The following is a 19726-nucleotide window of genomic DNA, read 5'->3' as shown; positions in this document are numbered from 1 at the left end:
ACAGACACCACTGCAGTGAATGTCAGACCGCTATCGCGAGCAGGCTCACTCCCACAGGGTTTTGGGTTTAGCTCACGATCATCGGGGGCATGGTGCCCAGAAGTGAAACGGCAGCCACCGCTCCCATCCCCAGCAACCATTCGAAGATGACGCTGCTTTTCAGAGCAGTCGGACGCTGCTCGCAGTCGTTGATCCGCAGTCGATTGAACAACGCCAGCCCCAGCATCGCGGCGACCAACACAACCTTGATCAACAGAATCAGCGCAAACCCTGACAGCAACGGCGTCGGCCAGAACTGCCCAGTGAGGACCCGAACATTGATCAGCCCGGTCATCACCAACCCCGCCACCAATACGTAACCAATGCCGCTGAAGCGTTGCAAGGTCGCTTTGATTGCATGCTCTGCCGGCTGCCGCAGAATCATCATCAACAGCATCAAGCCGCCGAGCCAGGCGCCGACGCAGGTCAGGTGAATGATTTGATTGAGGATCAGCAATTGGCCGTTGAGGCCGTCGAGCATGGCCCCGTGGCCGACCGGGGCGAGGGTGGCCAGCAGCAGGCTGGCGAGGCCGATTCGCAGGGGCAGGTTTGAACGCAGGGGCGTCATCAGCAGCGCGATCAACAATGCATTGAGCAGCAAGTGCCAGCGCCAGACCTGTCCGAAAAACGTCTTGCCCAGCACCAGTCCAAGGGTCGACGGATCGAATGCCGCATCCCACGAACCGGCCATGCTGGCGGTGATCAGCAGCAACCAGCTAACGCCAGTGACCAACGCCACCGCCGCCAGCCAGTGGCTTGTTCTGGCCAATCGCCGATCTAGGTGTTCAGCGTCGCCATTGAGCAGCAGCGGCCTGAACACCCACGCCCCGAACAGCATCAGCACGACAGTGAAATGCAGAAAGCGGCACAGCACCATCGCGCTCGTCATGAATTACTGGCCAACCTTGAAGCTATAGGCGCCTTCGCTTTTGTGGGTATCGACCGACACTGCGTGCCATTCGACTTTGTAAGCCCCCGCTGCCAATGGTGCGGCCGGGGTGACGATCAGGGTTTTCTTGTCGCTGCCTTCGGTGGCGAGGCTCTTCACCGGCACATCGCTGCCGTCCTTGCTGATCGTGACTTTGGAAAAGGTCGCTTCAACGCCTTCGGAAAATACCAGGCGCAGTTCCGACGGCGCGCTCACCGTGCTGTCGGCGGCCGGGGTCTGGTCTTTCAGATGGGCGTGGGCAAACACCGATGAAGCGGCGAACAGCGAGCCGAGCAGGGCGACGGTGGTCAGGGTTTTCTTGAGCAGCACGTGGAATACCTCTGAGGCAGGTTCGAAAAGGCGGCCAGTTTACCTTCGAGAAGCTGCGCGTACGAAGTTTCGTTTTCCCTTGTCGCCGCGAGGTAGAGCGGATGCTAGTCTTGAGCAACGCTGTTGTCAGGGAGCCCTCATGGGCAATCACAAGATCGAGATTCGTCGCAGTAACGTCGAGAAAATTCTGTTGGGGGCCGAAAAGGTGTTCGCCGAAAAAGGTTTCGGCGGCACCGCCATGGCCGACATCGCCGCCGAAGTGCAACTGCCGCGCTCCAACCTGCATTACTACTTCAGCACCAAGGGCGAGTTGTACAGCGCGGTGCTGTTGGGTCTGCTGGAAGTGTGGAAACAGGACGCGCTGTGCTTCGAGATGTTCGACGACCCGCGCGTGGTACTCAGCAGCTACATCCGCGCCAAGATGAACCACTCCCGCAGCCGGCCCTACGGCTCCAAAGTCTGGGCCTACGAAATCATCCACGGCGCACCGACCCTGGGTGAGAAGCTGGACGTGAGTCTGTACGACTGGGCCAAGATGAAAGAAGCGAAAATTCGCCAGTGGGTGGACGACAAACGCATCCTGCCCGTGGAACCTTCGAGCCTGCTGTACATGATCTGGGCATCGACCCAGCACTACGCCGACTTTGATCATCAGGTGAATATTCTGAATGACCATCAGCCGTTGTCGGACATGCAGTTCGAGCGGGCGGTGCAGACCGTGACGAGTGTGATCTTGCGGGGGATTGGGTTGGAGCCTTGAGCTTTGCGGTGAGCTGCTGGCCTCATCGCGAGCAAGCTCGCTCCCACAGGGTTCTCTGGCGTACACAGAATTTGTGTAAGACATAAATCACTGTGGGAGCGAGCCTGCTCGCGATGGCGGCAGTTCAGGCGCTGCAGGGTTCAGGGAGCGACGTGGTAGGGGTTCCTCGGATCATGATTCCAATCCAGAAACGGCTTGCCCGTATCCATCGGCACCATCTCAATGCAATCCTGCACCGGACACGTGATCTGACACAGGTTGCACCCCACGCACTCATCATCAATCACTTCATATTTATGCGTCCCGTCCGCCTGCTTCAGGCTGGCAATCGCCTGGTGCGAGGTGTCTTCGCAAGCAATGTGGCAACGACCGCAACCAATGCAGGCTTCCTGGTCAATCTTGGCAATCACCTGATAGTTGATGTCCAGGTACTTCCAGTCCGTGGTGTTGCCCACCGCACGCCCGGAAAACTCGGACACGCTGGCGTAGCCCTGACTGTCCATCCAGCGTGACAACCCGTCCTTCATTTCCTCGACAATCCGGAAGCCATGCAGCATCGCCGCCGTGCACACCTGCACCGAGCCGCTGCCCAACGCAATGAATTCCGCCGCGTCGCGCCAACTGCTAATGCCGCCAATGCCGGAGATCGGCAGGCCTTGCGTCTGTGGATCGCGGGCGATTTCGGCGACCATGTTCAGCGCAATCGGCTTCACCGCCGAACCGCAATAACCCCCGTGGGTGCTTTGGCTGCCCACGGCGGGATTGGCGACCATGCGCTCCAGATTGACGCTGGTGATCGAGTTGATCGTGTTGATCAGCGACACCGCATCGGCACCGCCGCGATGGGCGGCGCGGGCGGCGACGCGAATGTCGGTGATGTTCGGCGTGAGTTTGACGATCACCGGCAGCGAGCAGTACGTCTTGCACCAACGGGTGACCTGCTCGACGTACTCCGGCACCTGGCCGACCGCCGCGCCCATGCCGCGCTCCGGCATCCCGTGCGGGCAACCGAAGTTCAGCTCGATACCATCGGCGCCGGTGGCTTCCACCAGCGGCAGGATGAATTTCCAGGATTCTTCGACGCAAGGCACCATCAGCGACACGATCAACGCGCGGTCCGGCCAGTCCTTTTTGACCTGAGTGATTTCCCGCAGGTTGATCTCCAGCGAGCGGTCGGTGATCAGTTCGATGTTGTTGAAACCCACCACTTCGCGGTTGGCCCCGAAGTGCGCCGAGTAGCGCGACGACACGTTGACCGCCGCCGGGTCTTCACCCAGGGTTTTCCAGACCACGCCACCCCAGCCGGCCTCGAAGGCGCGGACCACGTTGTAGGCCTTGTCGGTTGGTGGCGCGGAGGCCAGCCAGAACGGATTGGGGGCTTTGATGCCGGCGAAGACAATCGAGAGATCGGCCATTTACGCAGCCTCCACGTTGAGCATGAGTTGGGCGTTGATGGCCTCGGCGGCCCGTTTGCCGTGCTGCACGGCCTGCACGGTGAGGTCCTGATCGAGACTGGTGCAGTCGCCGCCGGCGTACACGCCGGGGATGCTGGTGCGCAGGTTTTCGTCCACTTGAATCCGCTCGCCCTGACGCTTGAGTTCACGGGCCAGCGGATCGACGAGGGCGCTGGCGTCGAAGGCCTGGCCGATGGCTTTGAAGATCGCATCGGCGGCCAGTTCGAACGTTTCGCCAGTGGTTTGCAGGCGACCTTCGACTAACCAGGTCCGAGCGAAGCGCATGCCGCGCACATTGCCGTGATCATCGAGTAGCACTTCTTCAGGTTGAGCCCAAGTCAACAGCCGCACCTGATTGGCTTTGGCGATGTCCTGTTCGTGGCCGGTGGCGCCCATTTCCTCGACACCGCGGCGGTACACCAGGTTGACGTCGCGTGCCCCGAGGCGAGCCATTTGCACGGCCATGTCGATGGCGGTGTTGCCGGCGCCCAAAACGATACAACGGTCAGCGAGGGGCAGTTGGGTCAGGTCATCGGCCTGACGCAGTTCGCGGATGTAATCGGTGGCGGCCAGCAGGCCGGGTGCATCTTCATGAGCAAGCCCCAGCTGTTTGCTGGCGGCCAGACCGAGCCCAAGGAACACCGCATCGAATTGCTGATGCAGATCGCTGAGGGTTACGTTCTCACCAAGTTTCTGCCCGTGGCGGATTTCGATCCCGCCGATTTCCAATAGGAATTCAAGCTCCTTCTGCGCGTAGTCGTCCACCAGTTTGTACTTGGCGATCCCGTATTCGTTGAGGCCGCCAGCCTTTTCCCTTGCCTCGAAAATCACCACATCATGACCGTGCATGGCACTGCGGTGAGCGCACGCTAGACCGGCCGGACCGGCGCCGACCACGGCGATGCGCTTGCCGGTTGATGCCGCCCGGGTGAAGGGGTGTTCGCTGAAGTGTGCGTTGTCGACGGCGTAACGCTGCAACAGGCCGATCAGCACCGGTGCGCATTCATGGTCGTTGTTGCGCACGCAGGCTTGCTGGCAAAGCACTTCCGTCGGACACACCCGGGCGCAACTGCCGCCGAGGATGTTCGCCGAGAGGATTTTCTGCGCGGCGCCCTGAACGTTTTCCTGATGGATATTGCGAATGAACGACGGAATATCGATCTCGCTCGGACAGGCATTCACGCAGGGTGCGTCGTAGCAGTACAGGCAACGCGAGGCTTCCAGATGGGCCTGACGGTCGTTGAGTGGCGGCGCCAGATCGGTGAAATGGCCGGCGAGGGCGGCCGCATTCTCGTGCGGATGCGGGAGGTGGTTCAGAGTCTTGATCACGGTGTTGGCCTCACGGTTAATTGAGGTGCTGCCTCTGATGGGCATTGGTTCTGTGTTGTCGCTGCCGGCCTCTTCGCGAGCAGGCTCGCTCCCACAGGGGAACGCATTTCAAATGTGGGAGCGAGCCTGCTCGCGATGGCCGAAGGCCTCGATCTCAGCGTTTCACAGCGGTCGGCTTGTTCAACTCAGCCCGCTTGCTCAGCAAATCAAACACCGCCGGATACGCCGGCCGTTCGACATACCGCCCGGCACCACGCTCGGCGCGCAAATCACCATCGGCCCACACCACCCGGCCCTGGCTGACGGTGTGGCTCGGCACACCGCGCACGGTCTTGCCTTCGAAGATGTTGAAGTCCACTTGCTGATGGTGAGTCTTCGCTGAAATCGTCCGCGTACCTTCCGGATCCCACAGCACCAGATCCGCGTCCGCACCGACGCGAATCGCGCCTTTGCGCGGGTAGAGGTTGAAGATTTTCGCGGTGTTGGTGGAGGTGAGCGCCACGAAGTGCTGCATCGACAAACGCCCGGTGTTCACTCCTTCATCCCAGAGCACCGCCATGCGATCTTCGATACCGGCTGTGCCATTGGGGATCTTGCTGAAATCGTCACGGCCAGCCGCTTTTTGCTCGGCGCAGAAGCAGCAATGGTCGGTGGCGGTGGTGTGCAGGTTGCCCGATTGCAGGCCGTGCCAAAGTGCCTCTTGATGGCCTCGCGGACGGAAGGGTGGGCTCATCACGTAACCGGCGGCGGTCTGCCAGTCCGGGTGTTGATAGACGCTGTCGTCCAGCAGCAGATGCCCGGCCAGGACCTCGCCGTAGACTTGTTGGCCCTTGCTGCGTGCGTAGGTGATTTCGTCGAGGGCTTCCTTGGTCGAGACATGCACCAGGTACAACGGCGTGCCCAGGGTTTCGGCGATGCGGATCGCCCGACTGGCTGCTTCACCTTCAACCTGCGAAGGGCGCGACAACGGATGCGCTTCCGGGCCGGTCATGCCCTGGGCCATCAACTTGCGTTGCAGGTGATAGACCAGCTCACCGTTTTCCGCATGCACGGTCGGCACTGCGCCCAATTCCAGGCAGCGCTCGAAACTCGCCACCAGCGTGTCGTCGGCGGCCATGATCGCGTTCTTGTAGGCCATGAAATGCTTGAAGCTGTTGACCCCGTGCTGGCTGACCAGCTCGGCCATTTCCTCGCGGACCTGTTCGCTCCACCAGGTGATCGCGACGTGGAAACCGTAATCCGACGCCGACTTCTCGGCCCAGCCGCGCCACTGATGAAAGGCTTCCATCAAGGATTGCTGCGGATTGGGAATCACAAAGTCGATGATTGACGTGGTGCCACCGGCAAGTCCCGCCGCGGTGCCGCTGAAGAAGTCTTCACTGGCCACCGTGCCCATGAAGGGCAGTTGCATGTGCGTGTGCGGGTCGATGCCGCCGGGCATCAGGTATTGGCCGCTGCCGTCGAGCACTTCGGCACCCGCCGGAACATCAAGATTTTCGCCGATGGCCTTGATCACGCCGTCGGCGCAATAGACGTCGGCGCGATAACTTTCATCATGGGTAATAACGGTGGCGCCACGGATCAACAGAGACATTCCGAGTTCCTCGCAGGCAATGACCGACTTGTGCCGGTTCTAAATGTTTTATATGAAGCCGATGCAAACAGGTGTATTCCTGTCAGCACTGTCAGGAATAAACGCTAGCCTGAGTTGAAGGATTGAGCAAGAATATTTTTTATAAGCTTATAACTTGATTAAGTTATTGAAAAATAACGTTTAAAACTGAAGATCACCAAAATGGTGAGGCCTCTCACCATTTTGACGCACTTGACAGGTTCCAAAAATAGACGAGATTTCTTATGTGAAATCAGCCGCTTGAGGATGGTCTATGGTTGATGCGCAACGTTGAAAAAAAGTGGTATGCACCAGATTGAGTCCTGACGGTTCGGACAACTTGCCTGGCATTTGGCCTGAGTGAACAAGCAAGTAACCGGTGACTCATCGGCGATATAAATAAAACTGATAAATATCAGTTGGTTGCAAAGTTTTTGTGGAACTGCCCGATGCGCAAACGGGGTAACCGGCACGTTAATTGATGCCGCCAGCCCCCGATGAGCAAAAAATAATTCAAAGAACAGTGGAGCGGCCATGCAACAGATCAGATCGCAAGTGACCGAGCGCGACGGCTTGTTTGAGCTCGAAGCCGGCAGTGATGTCCTCGACAGCCCCCGTTACAACCACGACATGGCACCGACCAAGGTGCGCGAACGCACCTGGAACAAATGGCACATCACCGCATTGTGGGTCGGCATGGCGATCTGCGTGCCGACCTACACCCTCGGCGGCGTGCTCACCGCGCATTTCGGCCTGAGCGTCGGCGAAGCGCTGCTGGCGATTCTGTTCGCCAACATCATCGTACTGATCCCGTTGACCCTGAACGCCTTCCCGGGCACCAAGTACGGCATTCCGTTTCCGGTGTTGTTGCGTTCGTCCTTCGGCATCCTCGGCTCCAACATTCCGTGCCTGATCCGGGCGCTGGTGGCGTGTGGCTGGTTCGGTATTCAGACGATGTTCGGCGGGCTGGCCATTCACCTGTTTCTCGGCTCGGTGTTCGACGGGTGGAAATCCCTCGGCGGTACCGGTGAAGTGATCGGGTTCATGGTGTTCTGGGCCTTGAACCTGTGGGTGGTGATTCGTGGCGCGGACTCGATCAAATGGCTGGAAACCCTCTCGGCACCGTTGTTGGTGCTGGTGGGCGCGGGGCTGTTGGTGTGGGCGATGCCGAACGTATCGATGAGCGAATTGATGGCGATCCCGGCCAAGCGTCCGGAAGGGGCCAGCGTGGTCAGTTACTTTGCTGCCGGGCTGACCGCCATGGTCGGGTTCTGGGCCACCTTGTCCCTGAACATTCCGGATTTCAGCCGCTTTGCGAAAAGCCAGAAGGATCAGATCGTCGGGCAGATTATCGGCTTGCCCCTGACCATGTTCCTGTTCGCATCGCTGGGGGTGGTGATGACTGCCGCCTCGGTAAAACTGGTGGGCGTCACCGTCTCCGATCCGGTCACGCTGATCGGTCATATCCAGAGCCCGGTCTGGGTCGCGTTGGCCATGGCGCTGATCATCATCGCCACGCTGTCGACCAACACGGCGGCCAACATCGTTTCGCCGACCAATGATTTCCAGAACGTCGCGCCCAAGTTCATCAACCGTACCAAAGCGGTGATGCTCACCGGTCTGGTCGGCTTGGCGCTGATGGCCCATGAGCTGTTGAAGAAGCTCGGTTTGATCGTCTCGGATTTAAGCCTGGAGACGGTGTATTCCAACTGGTTGCTGGGCTATTCGAGCCTGTTGGGCCCGATCGCCGGGATCATGGTGGTGGACTATTTCCTGATCAAGAAACAGCAACTGGACCTGGCCGGCCTCTATCGCGATGACGTTTACCCGGCGTGGAACTGGTTCGGGTTTATCGCGTTCGGCGTGCCGGTGGCGCTGACGTTGCTGTCGCTCGGCAGCGATGCATTCAGCTGGTTCTACGACTATGGCTGGTTCACCGGATCGGCACTGGGCGGACTGATTTATTATGGGTTGTGTTCGATGCGCCCCAGTCAGTCTGTTGCGAAATCAGCGGTTTGATCGTTCCCACGCTCTGCGTGGGAATGCAGCCCGGGACGCTCTGCGTCCCAAGCCTGGACGCAGAGCGTCCATGGATGAATTCCCACGCAAAGCGTGGGAACTAGAAGAACTGAGGAGATCATCATGAACGCTGCCGTAGACGTTCTGCAGTCCACCCATCAGCACATCAACCGCGACCGCTTGTGGCAGTCGCTCATGGACCTGGCCAAGCTCGGCGCCACGGTCAAGGGCGGCGTCTGTCGCCTTGCCCTGACCGATCTCGACCGCCAGGCCCGGGACATTTTTGTCAACTGGTGCGAGGAGGCCGGTTGCACCGTCAGCATCGACGCTGTCGGCAACATCTTCGCCCGTCGTCCGGGCCGCAATCCGAACCTGCCACCGGTGATGACCGGCAGCCACATCGACACCCAACCCACCGGCGGCAAGTTCGACGGCTGCTTCGGCGTACTGGCCGGCGTCGAAGTGCTGCGTACCCTCAATGACCTGGGCGTGGAAACCGAAGCGCCGCTGGAAGTCGTGGTCTGGACCAACGAAGAAGGTTCACGCTTCGCTCCGTGCATGATGGGCTCCGGTGTGTTCGCGGAAAAATTTACCCTCGAAGAAACCCTGGCCAAGGTCGATGCCGAGGGCGTCACCGTCGGTGAAGCCTTGAACGCCATTGGCTATGCCGGCGAGCGCAAGGTCAGTGGTCATGCCGTCGGCGCCTATTTCGAGGCGCATATCGAACAAGGCCCGATCCTTGAAGACGAACACAAAACCATCGGCGTGGTGATGGGCGCCCTCGGCCAGAAATGGTTCGACCTGAAACTGCGCGGCGTCGAAGCCCATGCCGGCCCGACACCGATGCACCTGCGCAAGGACGCGTTGGTCGGCGCCTCGGTGATCGTCGGCGCGGTCAACCGCGCGGCCCTCGGTCATCAGCCTCACGCCTGCGGCACCGTCGGCTGCCTGCAAGCCTATCCCGGCTCACGCAATGTGATCCCCGGCGAAGTGCGCATGACCCTGGACTTCCGTCATCTGGAACCGGCACGTCTGGACTCGATGATCGCCGAAGTCCGCGAAGTCATCGAAACCACCTGCGAGGAACACGGCCTGACCTTCGAACTGACACCCACTGCGGATTTCCCGCCGCTGTACTTCGACAAAGGCTGCGTCGAAGCGGTACGCGGCGCCGCCCAAGGCTTGGGCCTGTCGCACATGGACATCGTCAGCGGAGCAGGGCACGACGCAATCTTCCTCGCCGAACTCGGCCCGGCCGGGATGATCTTCGTACCGTGCGAAGGCGGCATCAGCCACAACGAAATCGAAAACGCCGCGCCGGATGACCTGGCGGCCGGGTGTGCGGTGTTGTTGCGGGCAATGCTGGCGGCGTCGGCGGCGATTGCCAACGGTAAATTGGCGGCCTGAAGATCAAAAGATCGCAGGCTGCGCCAGCTCCTACATGGGAATGCGTGCTCCTGTAGGAGCTGGCGCAGCCTGCGATCTTTTGATGTTGCTCTTCATGTGTCACAAACCATGGTGCTGGATCGTCATCCTGTTGAATCCCTCAAACAGTGGAGCAACACGATGTCGTCCAACACCCAACCGGTCAACCTACTGCAATCGATTCCTCAAGTGTTCGAAAGCCTGACCCAGGTCCACGTCACCCTCGACAGCCACGACCTCGAACCGACCCTCAAACACCTGCTGCACCTTCGTGCCTCGCAGATCAACCAATGCGGTTTCTGCGTGAAGATGCACACCCGCGAGGCCCGTGAAGCCAATGAAACCAACGAGCGGCTGGATCGCCTGATCGTCTGGCGCCACGTCAGCGATTTCACTGCCGCCGAACGCGCCGCCCTGGCCTGGACCGAAGCCCTCACCGTACTCGATGAAAAGACCGATTACGCCAGCCTGCGCGGTGACTTGCGCGAGCACTTCAACGACGCGCAAATCGGTGCCTTGACGGCCGAGATCGGCATGATCAACCTGTGGAACCGTTTGCAGGTGTCGAGGCACTGATTGATGAATTCCGCTGAAAATGCCGCCGCTGTGTTCGAGCAGCGCCGGCCCTTTTTGCTTGGTCTGGCGTATCGCATCCTCGGCTCCCGCGCCGAAGCCGAGGATGTCGTGCAAGAGCTGTTCATCAAATGGCTGGAGGCCGACCGCGCCGCCATTGCCACGCCGGCCGCCTGGCTGACCACAGCGTGCACTCGGCACTGCATCGATCTGCTGCGCTCGGCTCACACGTCGCGGGTTGATTACATCGGCACCTGGCTGCCGGAACCGATTCACACCACCCACCAGGATTCACCCGAACACAGGCATGAACTGGCCTCGTCGCTGTCCACCGCGTTCCTGTTGTTGCTGGAACGGCTAACCCCCAAGGAGCGTGCGGCGTACTTGCTCTACGAAATATTCGACATGGATTACGCGCAAGTCGCGGAGGCGGTCGGGGTTCAGGAGGCTGCTTGCCGCAAACTGGTGTCCCGGGCCAAGGCCAGCCTGGGCAGCGGCCAAACGCGCTTTCAGCCGGAACCGGCGCGTCAGGAGCAATTGCTTAGCGCTTTCCACAGCGCCATCGCCAGCGGCTCGACCGCTTCCTTGACCGCAATGCTCACCGAAGACGTCGAACTCTGCGCCGACAGCGGCGGCAAGGCCTCGGCGATCCGCGAAACCTTGTCTGGCATTTCCAGCGTGCTGGATTTCATTGGCCAGTCGTTGCACGTCTATTGGCAGACTTGTGAGTGGCTGCCCAGCGAAATCAATGGCGCCCAAGGCGTGATCATCAAGGCGGACGGGGTCATCACTGCGTCGATGACGTTTGGGTTTGATGAAGCGGGGCGGGTGAGGCGGATTTTTATCATGCGTAACCCGGATAAGTTGGCGGGGTTGCAGGGGGCGCTGGATGTGCAGTGATTCAGTGCAGCGTCGTTGTTTGCCAAAGCGAAGGGACTAGCAACGAGGAACATTCGATATAAGGACACCCGGTGAGTCAATAAAACGCGGGGCAAGTTACTGGGTATCCACGTAATTACTTAGTAAGGTCGAGTACTAAGTAGTCGCTAAATATTGAAGGTATACGGTGAGCTCCAATTAATGCCATTGATGCTTTATTTCCTGCCACTGATCGTCTGACAACCACTTGTCTGCCGCTGGAAAGAAAATATTTTCCTCCGCGTCCATATGATCGTAATATTTTTTGATGAAGTCATCGATAGTGTCAGCAATGACTCTCGTTTCCTGAGTTGTGTCCTCCAGCATCTTCAGCTGTCCAGCAATGCGTCCAAATGCTTGATGATCTCGCTCGATATCCTTGACCCGTTGGTGGATCGGCGCCTCAGTCGCTAGCAAGGCGAGCCGAATAAGTTCTTCATTTTCATGGTGGTGTCGCTCTGCATCACCATGCAAGGCTTCCAGCGTCTTGAACAACAGCTTGCAGTCATCAGCACCATCGGATTCATGCCTGATTTTCTTCAGTAACTCTTTGATCTGAGTAATTTTCATAGCTACTTCATGATGATAGGCCTGAAGTTCTTTCAACAAAACGTTCATATCAAATCCTCGTCACGACACCAAATCATCACGGAGAAATCTTTTTTAACCAGCAACCTCCAAGGATATCCATATCTTTAAATTTTCATATTTATCAATAACCTTTCAATCGCGCTCACCAGAACTATTTAACCTTTTAAGTATAGGCGAGCACAAAGATCTCACCTCGGGAAATTTACCGCCCTCACCTCCGGCCGTGGGCACTTGGGCGCTCGAACTGGCTCTGTCCGGCAGGGTGAGCCCTCTGCACTATCCCAACCCCCCGCGGTCGTAATCTTCACAGGGCGGCGAATGTATGCGCCGCCGCACGCGTGGAGATCCAATGAGCCAGGACGTCCTGACCACCGAAACCAATCGCCGTCAGTTGCAGCAGATTATCGCGGGCCTGTCCGATGGGGTGATTCTGCTGGAACTCGACCAGACCCTCCTCTGGGCCAACGACGCCGCCTTGGCCATGCACGGCGTCGGGCAGCTCAGCGAACTGGGGGCGAATGCCAAGGAGTACGCCAAGCGCTTCGCCTTGCGTTATCGCAATAATCACCCGGTTCAGGCCGACAATTATCCGATCAGCCGCGTCGCCCGAGGCGAGACCTTCAGCGATGTATTGGTTGAGGTGACGCCTGCCGACGACGAAGAGCGCACCTGGGTTCACAGCGTGCGCAGCATGGTGTTGGCCGACAGCGCTGGCAAGCCGGAGTCGCTGGTGCTGATCATGAACGACGTCACGGAGTGGGCCAGCGCCGAACAGCGTTTCGAAAAAACCTTCAATGCCAACCCGGCCCCGGCGGTGATCTGTCGCCTCAGCGATTTGCGCTACATCAAAGTCAACCCGGGCTTCCTGGAGATGACCGGCCATGCCCGTGATCAGGTGATCGGCCGTTCGACTTATGAACTGGACGTGCTGGAGGGCGCCGAAAACAAAGACCTGGCCAAGCAGCGGTTGCGCGAAGGGGCGACCATTCCGCAAATGCAGGCGCAGTTGCAGCTACCCGCGGGTGGCAGCAAGCAGGTGATTGTCGCCGGCCAGCCTCTTGAGCTGAACGACGAAGCCTGCATGCTGTTTTCCTTCGTCGACATCGAGCCTCGGCATAAGGCTGAAGTCGCCCTGCGCCAGAGCGAGGAGCGTTTTGCCAAGGCTTTTCGACTGACCCCGGTGCCGACCCTGGTATGCAACGCCGGCGATCAGGTGGTGATGGACGTCAATGAAGCGTTCCTCGATACGCTCGCGTATGCCAGTGAAGAAGTGCTTGGCAAATCGGTGACGCAGATCGATTTTATCGATGACACAGGCGCGCGCTCGCGACTGTTTGCGGCGCTGGAAAAAACCGGAAGCGTCGATCGTGTCGATGTTCGAGTACGCAAGAAAGACGCGGGTCTGATCGATTGCGCGGTCTCGGCCGACACCGTGAACATTCAGGACAGTCCCTGCTACCTGCTGGTGTTTATGGACATCACCGAACGTAAACGCACGGAGCTGGAGTTGGTGTCGGCGATAGAAGAGGTGATGAAAGACGCTTCCTGGTTCAGTCGCACGCTCATCGAGAAGCTCGCTAACGTGAAAAACGTCAATTCGCCGCAGTTGCCTAGCGTGTCGTTCACCGACCTGACCGCCCGCGAGCGCGATGTGCTCGGCCTGATTTGCGAAGGCCTGGCCGACAAGGAAATCGCCGCGCGGCTCAAACTCGCGCCGAACACGGTGCGCAACCATGTGTCGACGGTGTATTCCAAGCTCGACGTTCACAGTCGTAGCGAGGCGATTGTCTGGGCTCGCGAGCGCGGTTTGTTCTCCGGCGAGTGGCGGCCAAAAGCCCAGCGTTAGGTGCAAATGCACTACCCGAGGGGGTGCAAATTCATGTTCTGGCCAAGGGCGGCAGTTCTTAGGCTGTAAGGGTGCGATACCGGTCTTCGGGTATCGCGTCCCTTTCGAAACAGCAACAGGAACTGCCGGATGATTTATGTGGCGCAATTGCGTATGCAACTGGAGCGGAGCTTTTCGCCGTTGGCCTGTGACTGCACTGTTACGGGTGATCATTCACTGACGGTGAAGCTCTACCATCCGGTGTCGGGGCAGGTGGATCTGGTGGTCACTGGGTTGAGCGTGGCCAGCCTCAGAACGCCGGAGTCGGTGGCAGCTTTGATCGAAGAGTTGCGTTATGAACTTGAGAGCAACACGTTGCATCGTCGCGAAACGTCCTAGGAACTGTCGGGTTTTACCAGCGGTCGTATAAAGAATACGAGAGTATTTTTTCTGTGACCGGTCCGCGGGTACGCGGTGAGAGAGTTGGGTCGCGGAAATATGTCGATCACTTACCGCGGGTCAACCTATGAAAAGTCTTGGGAAACGCATTTTTGCAACACTGTCGTTCACACTCTGGATAGCGATTCTGGGTGGTTGTGCCAGTCCTCCACCGCCACCTCCTGCAGCACCGCCTCCACCCCCTGTGCGCACCTGCCAAACCACTGAAAACACCGATGTGCAAGGCGATATGAGGGCTGAGGGGCAGGTGACCCGGGAAACCACGCTCACTCGTTGCGTCACTCAGTAAGCGTCCATCTGCTCACGTTGAACCGCCAGTGGCGCTGTGCTGCTGGCGGGGCTTCGTTCAGACTTCCTCGATCCTGACCCAGCGCGACTCCCGCGCTGCCAACCGAATCGCCGTCGCCAGCCGTTCGACTTCCCACGCCTGTTCGAAATCCGTTCCGCCCTGAGATAAGCCGGCCAGCGCCATCACCAGATCATGGACTTCCAGTGTCTTGAGTTCGTTGTAGCCGAGCTGATGCCCTGCCGCCGGACTGAACGCCGCATAGCCCGGCAAATTCGGCCCTGCCAGCAAGCGCTGGAAACCGTCCTGACCGGCACGAAACAGACGCAGTTCATTCAGGCGTTCCTGATCGAATACCAACGTCCCTCGGGTGCCGCTGATTTCGAAACTCAGGTGATTCTTGTAGCCGTGCTTGAGCCAACTGCTGCTGAACGTGCCACGAGCGCCGTTAGCAAACCGCAACAAGGCGTGGACCTGATCGTCGACGGCGATACTGCGTTGTTCCGGGCTGCCAGCTGTGGCGGGACGTTGCCGGTGCACGGTCTGGGTGTCGGCGCTCACCGCCTCGACATCGCCCACCAGATAACGGGCCATGGCCAACAGGTGACTGCCCAGATCGGCCAGTGCGCCACCGGCATGATCGGCATCGCAACGCCACGACCAGGGTGACGCGGGATCGGCCATGAAGTCTTCGCTGAATTCACCCTGGAAACTGATGATCTGACCCAAGTCGCCGTTTTCAATCAGCTCCCGGGCCAGCCCGATCATCGGGTTGTGCTGATAGTTGTAACCTACCCGCGTCACCACGCCGGCCGCTTTGGCCGCCAGACGCATGGCGTCGGCCTGTTGCAGATTCACCGCCAACGGCTTTTCGCAATACACCGGTTTGCCGGCGGCGAGGGCGGCCATGGCCATGGGGTAATGCAGGTGATTGGGCGTGGTGATAGCGATCAGATTGACCTTGGGGTCATCGATCAGTTGTTGCCAGTCGCTATGGGCGGCGTCGAAACCCCAGGCATCGGCGCAGTGGCGGGCACGCTGAGGATCGGCGTCGGCCAGGGCGGCGAGTTTGAGCTTGAGGGGCAGTTCGAAAACTGCACTGACGTTGCGAAACGCCAAGGCATGGGCGCGGCCCATGAAACCTGTGCCGATGAGTCCGATACCGAGTTCGCGCATAGCCAGGGTCCTTTTGGGATTTTGTTTTCAGGAAGGCTATTAATGGAATAAATATTCATTATTTGCAAATGATGGAATTAAAATTCTTTAGTGTGGGCAAAAAAGAAGGCAGCCCGAAGGCTGCCTTTTGCTCATCCGGTCAATCGGATCAGGACAAGAACCCACCATCCACATTCAACGAAACCCCAGTGGTGTAACTCGACGCATCACTCGCCAGATACAACACCGCTCCCGCCATCTCACTCGGATCCGCCACACGCTTGAGCGGAATCTGCTGCAATGCCGTGTTCAAAATAGCCTCGTTCTTCACCAGCGCCGAAGCGAATTTGGTGTCGGTCAGACCTGGCAGCAGGGCGTTGCAGCGGATGCCGAACTGCGCGCATTCCTTGGCGAACACTTTGGTCATGTTGATGACCGCCGCTTTGGTCACCGAGTAGATGCCTTGGAAGATCCCCGGCGAGATGCCGTTGATCGAGGCGACGTTGATGATGCTGCCGCCGCCGTTTTCGCGCATCAACTTGCCGGCTTCCACCGACATGAAGAAGTAGCCGCGGATGTTCACGTCGACGGTTTTCTGGAAAGCGCTGAGGTCGGTGTCCAGTACGTTGCAGAACTGCGGGTTGGTCGCCGCATTGTTGACCAGGATGTCCAGTCGCCCGAACTGTTCGCGGATGCCGGCGAAGACCTGGCTGATCTGTTCCATTTCACCGATGTGGCAAGCAACAGCAGTGGCTTTACCGCCAGCGGCGATGATCGCGTCAGCCACGTGCTGGCAGCCGTCGAGTTTGCGGCTCGAGACGATCACGTGGGCGCCTTGCTGGGCCAACAGTTTGGCGATGGCTTCACCGATACCACGGCTGGCGCCAGACACGAATGCGATTTTGCCATCGAGGTCGAACAACTGAGTCTTGGACATGGTTTTTCCTTGTTATTGGGGCCAGTGGCTTGATCAGAGGCTGGATTTCGAAATGACTTGCAGGCTCATCTGCTCCAGCAGTTTGTTCATGTGAATGAACTGCGCGAAGCGTTTGTCCTGGGTCTGACCATGGAAGAAGCGGTAGTAGATCTGCTGCACGATGCCGGCCAGGCGGAACAGGCCGTAGGTGTAGTAGAAGTCGAAGTTGTCGATCTGGATGCCTGAACGCTCGGCGTAGTAATCGACGAACTCACGGCGGGTCAGCATGCCCGGTGCGTGGCTCGGTTGACGGCGCATCAATTGCACCGGTGCCGGGTCGTCGGCTTCGATCCAGTAGGCGAGGGTGTTGCCCAGGTCCATCAGCGGGTCGCCGAGGGTGGTCAGTTCCCAGTCGAGCACGCCGATGATGTCCATTGGGTTGTTTGGGTCGAGGATCACGTTGTCGAAGCGGTAGTCGTTGTGGACGATGCTGGAGGTCGGGTGATCGGCCGGCATCTTGTCGTTGAGCCAGGCTTTGACCGCCTCCCACTTCGGTGCGTCCGGGGTCAGGGCTTTCTCGTAGCGATCGCTCCAGCCTTTTATTTGCCGCGCGACATAACCTTCGGGTTTGCCGAGGTCGCCCAAGCCATAGGCGTTGTAGTCGACCCGGTGCAGTTCAACGAACTTGTCGATGAGGCTCTTGCACAGCGTTTCGGTTTTCGCCGAATCCAGACCCAGTTCCGGCGGCAGTTCGGAGCGCAGGATGATCCCCTTGACCCGTTCCATCACATAGAACTCGGCGCCGATCACCGATTCGTCAGTGCAGTGCACGTAGGCTTTCGGACAGTACGGAAAACCATCACGGAGCTGATTGAGGATGCGAAATTCGCGGCCCATGTCGTGGGCGGACTTGGCCTTGTGGCCAAACGGCGGGCGACGCAGGACGAACTCCTGTTCGGGGTATTCCAGCAAGTAGGTGAGGTTCGACGCACCGCCCGGAAACTGGCTGATCTGCGGCAAACCACTCAGGCCCGGAATGTGGGCCTTGAGGTACGGATCGATCAGGCTGGCATCGAGTTCTTCGCCGGTGCGGATACGTGTGGACTGGTCAGTAAGCGCCATGCTTATCCCTTCTGCTTATTCTGGAGGCCTGAGACTATTGGCTAATCTAATGCGCGCACCCGACACCCACAACCACGAAACGCCCTTATAGGTGAGCGTGTTGCCGGGCAATCATTGTTTTTGATACACCTGTTTGAATGGTGGTCAGATCATGCTCGTCGTCGAGGGCAGGGCAATCGGCGTCAATACCGGATTGCCGGTGAAGAACGCCACCAGATTGCGACCTACCAGCTCCACGGTGCCTTGAGTGGCTTCCGGGGACAGACCGGCGACATGCGGGGTGAGGATCACATTGGCCAACGCCTTGAAGGCATTGGGTACTTGGGGTTCTGTGTCGAAGACATCCAGCGCAGCGCCGGCAATCCTGCGCTGCTCAAGCGCGCTGATCAGGTCTGCGGTGACGATCACACTGGCTCGGGCGATGTTGACGATGAACCCCTGAGGGCCCAATGCGTCGAGTACTTGTCGGTTGATCAGGTGTTTGGTGCCCAGTCCGCCGGGGGTGGCGACGACCAAAAAGTCTGATTCCCGTGCCAATTCGGTGGGCGTCGAGCGGAAGCTGTACGGCACATCGCTGCGATGCTGGCGGTTGTGGTAACTCACCGTCATGTCGAAGCCGTGGGCGGCGCGTTTGGCGATGGCCATTCCGACCGCACCGAGCCCCAGGATGCCCAAGTGCTTGCCCGCCAGGGAAGGGCGCATGATTTTCGGCCATTCACCCCGGCGAACGGCGGCGTCGCAACGGGGAATGTCACGCACCAGCGACAGCAGCATTGCCATGGCATGGTCGGCGACCGAAGAAGCATTGACTCCGGCGCCATTGGTGACCGTAATGCCCCGGTTGGCGGCGGCTTGCAGGTCGACGTGTTCGTAGCCGGCGCCGATCACGCAGATGATCTTGAGATTGGGCAGGGCGGCGATTTCGTCGGCATACAGGCCCAATGGGCCGCGGGTCAGCACCGCATCGATCTGGGCGCCATGCCGTGTGATGGCATCGGCGCGCTCGGCTGGTGTCGGAGCCAGAATCAGGTGAAACCCCTGATGTTCGAGAATCGGCAGGTAATCATTGATGGTTTCAACCAGTACCAGAACGGTTGCGGGCATGCTGGGCTCCTGTTGGCATCGGAAAGTCGGGGGCTCGAAAGTTGCTTCAAGACGTTGCTTCAAAGTGCTGATTGCGCAACGGTTTGGTATTTACCAAAGATAGCAGGCTTATGGCTTTCGACCTCAGTGTAGGAGCGTTCCGTAGCGCTTACATTTGCGGGTGTTTCTCCTTGGGTTTCGTACGAAAGACGCCGAACGGGCGGGAGAAACAACAAGGCCCCGTCCATTGCTGGCGGGGCCTTGGGTTCACTGCGCTGTATTTATCTCAGCCAGCCACCGCACGACCCGCCGTGTCCGAGGTGAGAAATGTCCGGGCTGCATCGAGAATTTCATCGGACAAGGCGTCACCCCGGGTTGCGCGAGCCAGGGTCAGGGCGCCGACCATCAGCGAATAGTCCACCAACGCTTTTTGCCGATTGGTGTCGGGCTGATCCGCGCCCATCAGCGGTGCCAGCATCTGCAACAATGCCTCCAGCCCTTGGGTGTAGGTCTGGTGCAATCCACTTTCAGCGGTTTCATGACACATGTCGCCGGCAAACGCGGTCACCGGGCAGCTTTCGCCCGGATTATCGCGATTGGCCGCGGACAGGTAGGGCGCGATGATGCTCTCGCGAGCCGAGAGACTGTCGTCGTTAGCCTCTATTTTCTGCTTCCAGCGTTCCATCGACTGGGTGAACGCCCGGCTGCAAGCCTCTTTTGCCAGCGCCTCCTTGGATTCGAAGTGACCATAGAACCCGCCATGGGTGAGGCCGGCCGCGCCCATCACATCGACGACACTGATCCCGTGCAGGCCGCGTTCGCGAAACAGACGCGTGGCGGCCTCGACGATGATCTCGCGGTTGAGTTCGGCTTGTTTGCGGGAGACTCGGGGCATTGGTGGC

At 59.1% G+C, this 19726-nt stretch carries 18 protein-coding genes; 7 read left to right on the top strand and 11 right to left on the bottom strand.

Going from position 1 to position 19726, the window contains the following annotated elements:
• Positions 1 to 67: 67 nt before the first annotated feature.
• Positions 68 to 928 (bottom strand): copper homeostasis membrane protein CopD, encoded by an 861-nt coding sequence (gene copD, locus ACMXYJ_RS19930; RefSeq protein WP_415756567.1) that lies wholly within the window; start codon positions 926 to 928, stop codon positions 68 to 70.
• A 3-nt stretch (positions 929 to 931) separates the two neighbouring features.
• Positions 932 to 1297 (bottom strand): copper homeostasis periplasmic binding protein CopC, encoded by a 366-nt coding sequence (copC, locus tag ACMXYJ_RS19925; protein WP_415756566.1) that lies wholly within the window; start codon positions 1295 to 1297, stop codon positions 932 to 934.
• Between the two features lie 139 nt (positions 1298 to 1436).
• Here copC and ACMXYJ_RS19920 point away from each other — a divergent pair, with 139 nt between their 5' ends.
• The gene (locus ACMXYJ_RS19920) at positions 1437 to 2057 is read left to right on the top strand and encodes a TetR/AcrR family transcriptional regulator (protein ID WP_415756565.1); all 621 of its coding nucleotides are present in this window, start codon (positions 1437 to 1439) and stop codon (positions 2055 to 2057) included.
• 140 nt (positions 2058 to 2197) lie between these two features.
• On the opposite strand, the gene preA is transcribed toward ACMXYJ_RS19920, so the two are convergent.
• The 3 genes from preA to hydA all read right to left on the bottom strand — a co-directional run bounded on the left by preA (position 2198) and on the right by hydA (position 6434).
• Positions 2198 to 3472, bottom strand: a complete 1275-nt coding sequence (preA, locus tag ACMXYJ_RS19915) for an NAD-dependent dihydropyrimidine dehydrogenase subunit PreA (RefSeq protein WP_415756564.1) — start codon at positions 3470 to 3472, stop codon at positions 2198 to 2200.
• Positions 3473 to 4840, bottom strand: a complete 1368-nt coding sequence (locus tag ACMXYJ_RS19910; RefSeq protein ID WP_415756563.1) for an NAD(P)-dependent oxidoreductase — start codon at positions 4838 to 4840, stop codon at positions 3473 to 3475.
• Positions 4841 to 4994: 154 nt separating this feature from the next.
• On the bottom strand, positions 4995 to 6434 hold the full coding sequence (gene hydA, locus ACMXYJ_RS19905; RefSeq protein WP_129444838.1) for a dihydropyrimidinase: 1440 nt from the start codon (positions 6432 to 6434) through the stop codon (positions 4995 to 4997).
• Positions 6435 to 6986: 552 nt separating this feature from the next.
• On the opposite strand from hydA, the gene ACMXYJ_RS19900 reads away from it, so the two are divergent.
• From ACMXYJ_RS19900 to sigJ, 4 genes are all read left to right on the top strand, one after another.
• Positions 6987 to 8471, top strand: a complete 1485-nt coding sequence (locus ACMXYJ_RS19900; protein WP_415756561.1) for an NCS1 family nucleobase:cation symporter-1 — start codon at positions 6987 to 6989, stop codon at positions 8469 to 8471.
• Between the two features lie 123 nt (positions 8472 to 8594).
• The gene (locus tag ACMXYJ_RS19895) at positions 8595 to 9878 is read left to right on the top strand and encodes a Zn-dependent hydrolase (RefSeq protein WP_415756560.1); all 1284 of its coding nucleotides are present in this window, start codon (positions 8595 to 8597) and stop codon (positions 9876 to 9878) included.
• Between the two features lie 159 nt (positions 9879 to 10037).
• A complete protein-coding gene (locus ACMXYJ_RS19890; protein WP_415756559.1) occupies positions 10038 to 10472 on the top strand; it encodes a carboxymuconolactone decarboxylase family protein in 435 nt (144 codons plus the stop codon).
• A 3-nt stretch (positions 10473 to 10475) separates the two neighbouring features.
• Complete coding sequence (sigJ, locus tag ACMXYJ_RS19885; protein WP_415756558.1) at positions 10476 to 11369, top strand: RNA polymerase sigma factor SigJ; 894 nt, start codon at positions 10476 to 10478, stop codon at positions 11367 to 11369.
• Positions 11370 to 11546: 177 nt separating this feature from the next.
• On the opposite strand, the gene ACMXYJ_RS19880 is transcribed toward sigJ, so the two are convergent.
• Positions 11547 to 12005 (bottom strand): hemerythrin domain-containing protein, encoded by a 459-nt coding sequence (locus ACMXYJ_RS19880; RefSeq protein ID WP_415756557.1) that lies wholly within the window; start codon positions 12003 to 12005, stop codon positions 11547 to 11549.
• A 322-nt stretch (positions 12006 to 12327) separates the two neighbouring features.
• Here ACMXYJ_RS19880 and ACMXYJ_RS19875 point away from each other — a divergent pair, with 322 nt between their 5' ends.
• Entirely contained in the window at positions 12328 to 13824 is a 1497-nt protein-coding gene (locus tag ACMXYJ_RS19875) for a helix-turn-helix transcriptional regulator (protein ID WP_415756556.1), read from the top strand.
• 129 nt (positions 13825 to 13953) lie between these two features.
• Positions 13954 to 14202: a DUF1652 domain-containing protein gene (locus ACMXYJ_RS19870; protein ID WP_415756555.1), complete on the top strand. Its 249-nt coding sequence runs from the start codon at positions 13954 to 13956 to the stop codon at positions 14200 to 14202.
• A gap of 406 nt (positions 14203 to 14608) precedes the next feature.
• Here the strand turns inward: ACMXYJ_RS19870 and ACMXYJ_RS19865 are convergent, their stop codons facing one another.
• From ACMXYJ_RS19865 to ACMXYJ_RS19845, 5 genes are all read right to left on the bottom strand, one after another.
• Positions 14609 to 15724 carry a Gfo/Idh/MocA family protein gene (locus ACMXYJ_RS19865; protein ID WP_415756554.1) on the bottom strand — a complete coding sequence of 372 codons (1116 nt, stop codon included), beginning with the start codon at positions 15722 to 15724 and terminating at the stop codon, positions 14609 to 14611.
• Positions 15725 to 15872: 148 nt separating this feature from the next.
• Complete coding sequence (locus ACMXYJ_RS19860; protein ID WP_008149805.1) at positions 15873 to 16640, bottom strand: SDR family oxidoreductase; 768 nt, start codon at positions 16638 to 16640, stop codon at positions 15873 to 15875.
• A gap of 33 nt (positions 16641 to 16673) precedes the next feature.
• Positions 16674 to 17741 (bottom strand): phosphotransferase family protein, encoded by a 1068-nt coding sequence (locus ACMXYJ_RS19855; protein WP_415756553.1) that lies wholly within the window; start codon positions 17739 to 17741, stop codon positions 16674 to 16676.
• A gap of 144 nt (positions 17742 to 17885) precedes the next feature.
• Positions 17886 to 18845 (bottom strand): 2-hydroxyacid dehydrogenase, encoded by a 960-nt coding sequence (locus tag ACMXYJ_RS19850; protein ID WP_415756552.1) that lies wholly within the window; start codon positions 18843 to 18845, stop codon positions 17886 to 17888.
• 265 nt (positions 18846 to 19110) lie between these two features.
• A complete protein-coding gene (locus ACMXYJ_RS19845) occupies positions 19111 to 19719 on the bottom strand; it encodes a TetR/AcrR family transcriptional regulator (protein ID WP_415756550.1) in 609 nt (202 codons plus the stop codon).
• Positions 19720 to 19726: the final 7 nt, after the last annotated feature.

It is taken from the genome of Pseudomonas arabinosi (assembly GCF_047758675.1).
Lineage (GTDB): Bacteria > Pseudomonadota > Gammaproteobacteria > Pseudomonadales > Pseudomonadaceae > Aquipseudomonas > Aquipseudomonas arabinosi.
Note: the sequence above shows the minus strand (reverse complement) of the source record. Positions and strands in the feature narration are given on the sequence as shown.

Bases quoted from the DNA above. Each gene is read 5' to 3' on its own strand.
- sigJ (WP_415756558.1), top strand. From the start codon at position 10,476: ATGAATTCCGCTGAAAATGCCGCCGCTGTGTTCGAGCAGCGCCGGCCC.
- ACMXYJ_RS19890 (WP_415756559.1), top strand. From the start codon at position 10,038: ATGTCGTCCAACACCCAACCGGTCAACCTACTGCAATCGATTCCTCAA.
- ACMXYJ_RS19845 (WP_415756550.1), bottom strand. From the start codon at position 19,719: ATGCCCCGAGTCTCCCGCAAACAAGCCGAACTCAACCGCGAGATCATC.
- copD (WP_415756567.1), bottom strand. From the start codon at position 928: ATGACGAGCGCGATGGTGCTGTGCCGCTTTCTGCATTTCACTGTCGTG.
- ACMXYJ_RS19850 (WP_415756552.1), bottom strand. From the start codon at position 18,845: ATGCCCGCAACCGTTCTGGTACTGGTTGAAACCATCAATGATTACCTG.
- hydA (WP_129444838.1), bottom strand. From the start codon at position 6,434: ATGTCTCTGTTGATCCGTGGCGCCACCGTTATTACCCATGATGAAAGT.
- ACMXYJ_RS19860 (WP_008149805.1), bottom strand. From the start codon at position 16,640: ATGTCCAAGACTCAGTTGTTCGACCTCGATGGCAAAATCGCATTCGTG.
- ACMXYJ_RS19880 (WP_415756557.1), bottom strand. From the start codon at position 12,005: ATGAACGTTTTGTTGAAAGAACTTCAGGCCTATCATCATGAAGTAGCT.
- ACMXYJ_RS19855 (WP_415756553.1), bottom strand. From the start codon at position 17,741: ATGGCGCTTACTGACCAGTCCACACGTATCCGCACCGGCGAAGAACTC.
- ACMXYJ_RS19895 (WP_415756560.1), top strand. From the start codon at position 8,595: ATGAACGCTGCCGTAGACGTTCTGCAGTCCACCCATCAGCACATCAAC.
- ACMXYJ_RS19920 (WP_415756565.1), top strand. From the start codon at position 1,437: ATGGGCAATCACAAGATCGAGATTCGTCGCAGTAACGTCGAGAAAATT.
- ACMXYJ_RS19865 (WP_415756554.1), bottom strand. From the start codon at position 15,724: ATGCGCGAACTCGGTATCGGACTCATCGGCACAGGTTTCATGGGCCGC.
- ACMXYJ_RS19870 (WP_415756555.1), top strand. From the start codon at position 13,954: ATGATTTATGTGGCGCAATTGCGTATGCAACTGGAGCGGAGCTTTTCG.
- ACMXYJ_RS19875 (WP_415756556.1), top strand. From the start codon at position 12,328: ATGAGCCAGGACGTCCTGACCACCGAAACCAATCGCCGTCAGTTGCAG.
- ACMXYJ_RS19900 (WP_415756561.1), top strand. From the start codon at position 6,987: ATGCAACAGATCAGATCGCAAGTGACCGAGCGCGACGGCTTGTTTGAG.
- preA (WP_415756564.1), bottom strand. From the start codon at position 3,472: ATGGCCGATCTCTCGATTGTCTTCGCCGGCATCAAAGCCCCCAATCCG.